4 protein-coding genes and 1 pseudogene are annotated in these 3,101 nt (G+C 27.9%); 1 reads left to right on the top strand and 4 read right to left on the bottom strand.

Going from position 1 to position 3,101, the window contains the following annotated elements:
• On the top strand, positions 1–427 hold a 427-nt coding region (locus tag ACTHW2_RS12335), incomplete at its 5' end, for an SDR family oxidoreductase (protein ID WP_442264205.1).
• A gap of 68 nt (positions 428–495) precedes the next feature.
• Here the strand turns inward: ACTHW2_RS12335 and ACTHW2_RS12340 are convergent.
• From ACTHW2_RS12340 to ACTHW2_RS12355, 4 genes and pseudogenes are all read right to left on the bottom strand, one after another.
• Positions 496–765 carry a hypothetical protein gene (locus tag ACTHW2_RS12340; RefSeq protein ID WP_442264206.1) on the bottom strand — a complete coding sequence of 90 codons (270 nt, stop codon included), beginning with the start codon at positions 763–765 and terminating at the stop codon, positions 496–498.
• Between the two features lie 23 nt (positions 766–788).
• Positions 789–1,811, bottom strand: a complete 1,023-nt coding sequence (locus tag ACTHW2_RS12345; RefSeq protein ID WP_442264207.1) for a DUF4179 domain-containing protein — start codon at positions 1,809–1,811, stop codon at positions 789–791.
• Positions 1,804–2,202, bottom strand: a pseudogene (locus tag ACTHW2_RS12350) (RNA polymerase sigma factor); the annotation flags it as partial. The pseudogene ACTHW2_RS12350 and the gene ACTHW2_RS12345, both read right to left, overlap by 8 nt.
• Positions 2,203–2,623: 421 nt before the next feature.
• Entirely contained in the window at positions 2,624–2,893 is a 270-nt protein-coding gene (locus tag ACTHW2_RS12355) for a hypothetical protein (RefSeq protein WP_442264208.1), read from the bottom strand.
• Positions 2,894–3,101 lie beyond the last annotated feature (208 nt).

Raw genomic sequence — 3,101 nt, forward strand, 5'->3', positions numbered from 1 at the left:
AAAGAGTATATTTGTATCTACTAAAGAGATAATGCCTTATATGGAGGAAAATGGTGGTAGGATAGTTATTACTTCATCTATCACAGGAAACAGAGTTGGAAATCCAAAGCTTGCACATTATTCAGCAGCTAAAGCTGGTATAAATGGATTTATGAGGACAGCAGCTCTTGAACTAGCTTCTATGGGTATTACCATAAATGCTGTTGAGCCAGGAAACATTATGACTCCAGGAATGAAGAGTTCTTTAGGTGATGAATACATTAAAAATCAAGAATCTATAATTCCACTAAAGAAACTAGGAGATCCAGAAGATATAGCCCATACAATTATGTTTTTAGCTTCTGATGAGGCTTCTTATATAACTGGGCAAAGTATCGTAGTAGATGGTGGACAGATACTACCTGAGTCAGCACTTGAAATTAATTAGTTTATTAAAAAATCTGTTTTATAACTAAATTTAGTTATAAAACAGATTTTTATTCTTTTAACAATATCTTAGTATAAACCATATCCTATTGCCATTAATATAAAAAAGGTAAATATCATAATTATATTAAATAACAGAAATAACCAATTTTTCTTATATAAACTAAAACCAGCACCTACTATCCCTAAAGCTGGATTTATAAATAAACTTACAAGGCCAAGTGGTCTTAAGCCTTGCCCTAGGATAAATTCCATACTATCATAGGGTATTAAAAATCCTATAATTATAAGAACCATACCCAAAACTACTGTAAGCTTTGGTACTTTTTTTATTGCCATTTTATTTCCTCCTTTAGAAAGTTCTACTTTAAATCAAGTGGTATTTCTATATCTTCTAACAGTATGGAAACTATATCTTGAGGATTTATTTTTCCGTTTTCTACTAGAGATATTGAATAATAGTATTGACTTCCTTCTAGATCTCCTGTACCTGTGTCCCACTGGGCTGTAACAATAGTTCCATCTTTTAGTTTGAATTTTATATTAAAGACTTCTTCTGAAAATTCTTGTAAAGCTTTATCCTTAGATGTTAAATATATGGCTGCATTAAGTTCCGAGAAATGAATTTTATCTAAGACTATTTTCTTATCTTTATATTCAAACTCTTTATTTATTTCATAAATCTGAGAAATGTCTTTATATTTTAATGGTATATCAAGTTCCCAGTCTCCTTTTGTTCCAAAGCCAAATAAACCTAAGCTTATCCTATCTATTTCTAAGTGTAGATTTCCTCCTATTAAGCTTACACCATTTTCTTCCATTTCTACATTGTGTACTTGTAGAAAATATTCTTTATCTTTTGTATTAAAACCTTCATCTAAAGAATGATATCTGCTGCTCCCTATAAGGTGTTGTCTTTTATCTTTTGAAATAGATTTATCACTCACATTTACCCAGAACTCTCTACCTGTATTCCAAATACTTCTTAGCTTTTCATCATTTTCTCTTTCAACTGATATTAATACATATACAAATTTACTATCTCCAAATACCGATTCTGCTGTTAGTTTATAGCCCTTATCACTATCGTATATATTTATATCACTTGCATCTTCTGATAAAGAAAAATTTTTAATTTTACTCGAAAAACTTTGTGGTGCTTGTGGAATATTACTTACTGCATAGACAGTTATACTAAATATTAATATTAAAGATAGTATTAATGCTGTTCTAAGTTTATTTCTCTTGTTCTTAGTCTTTTTCGTAAAAACTTTTTCAGAACTTTTATTATCTTTTGTTTCCATGATTTTATTATATATTTCTTCTTTTTTATGATCTTTAGGGGTTAATTTATCAAATATCTTTTTCATATCATCATTATTCATTCAATCCCTCCTTTACCTTTTTTTCTAATAAATTACGCCCTCTTGATAACCTAGTTTGAATAGTGCTTTCTTTTATATTAATTATATTAGATATTTCCTTGACCTTGTATCCCTCATAATAGTATAGATAAAGAATCAATTTATATTTTGGGGATATTGATAATAATGATTCTAAAACATAGCTTAAGTCTTCTTTTTGATCTGATATTTCTTGTAGGTTTTCTATGTCTATTCTACGAGATTTCCAAAAACTTTTAAGTTTATCCTTACATAAATTTTTAGTTACCCTTATTAGCCATGCTTTTGTATGTTCTTCGCTATTAAAGTTCTTTGATTCTTTAAGTAGTTTTATAAAAACTTCTTGAACTAGATCTTCTGTTTCACTAGTATTTTTTAAATATAATAAAGCTTTTTAAATTCTTCTTCATTTATAAAAGTTTCTTCCACTAACTCCCCTCCTTATATATAACACGAGTGAATCCCTATAAATATCCCATTATTTTTAAATAATCTTTTTTATTATACTATATATATGATAAAAAAGGCTTGATAACTTTTGAAAGTTATCAAGCCTTTTGATTATATTTCCTATTAACTTTATTCTCTATTTGAAGCTTCTATATTCTTTGAAGCTTTGTTCATTATTAAAAGTATTGTTATAAGTCCGAGTATAGCATAGTAAATCGAAGTTTTTATATAACGATTCATCTATCTGTACCTCCAGTTTTATAAGATACTAGCCCTATGTGTGAGCTTTGTTTGAATCATCTATATACATACCCAATAAGATTATAAAATAGCAGTTAATTATCTTATTTAGCCCCTAGTCTGTCTACATATTCCTTAGCTTCTTTTAAATCCATACCTGTTCTTTGCCTAAGTATTTTTACAGCTGCAACACTTTCCCCCATCTCTATAAATTCTATCAGTTTTTCATCTAAAGTATTGTCCTCAATATCTAAATGCTTCATAATAGCATCTAATTTTCCATTCATATACTTCATCCTAGCCTTTTGCGAATTTATTAGATTTACTAATGAAAAGGCAGCAAGTAACAATAAACCTATCATAACTATATCCATGTATATCTACTCCTAACTCTTTATATATTTATCTAATATTATACATTAAAAAAGAGTAAAAGATAAGTATCTTTCACTCTTTTCATATATTTAAGATAGTCTATCTGTTTCGTTTTTCAGAATATTTTTCATTTATTACGACTCTTTCGCATACTTTTGTTTTATTTGCTTTTATAGTTTCGATATGGAAAAAGAAATAATAATATTT

It is taken from the genome of Tissierella sp., from assembly GCF_052089545.1.
Lineage (GTDB): Bacteria > Bacillota > Clostridia > Tissierellales > Tissierellaceae > Tissierella_A.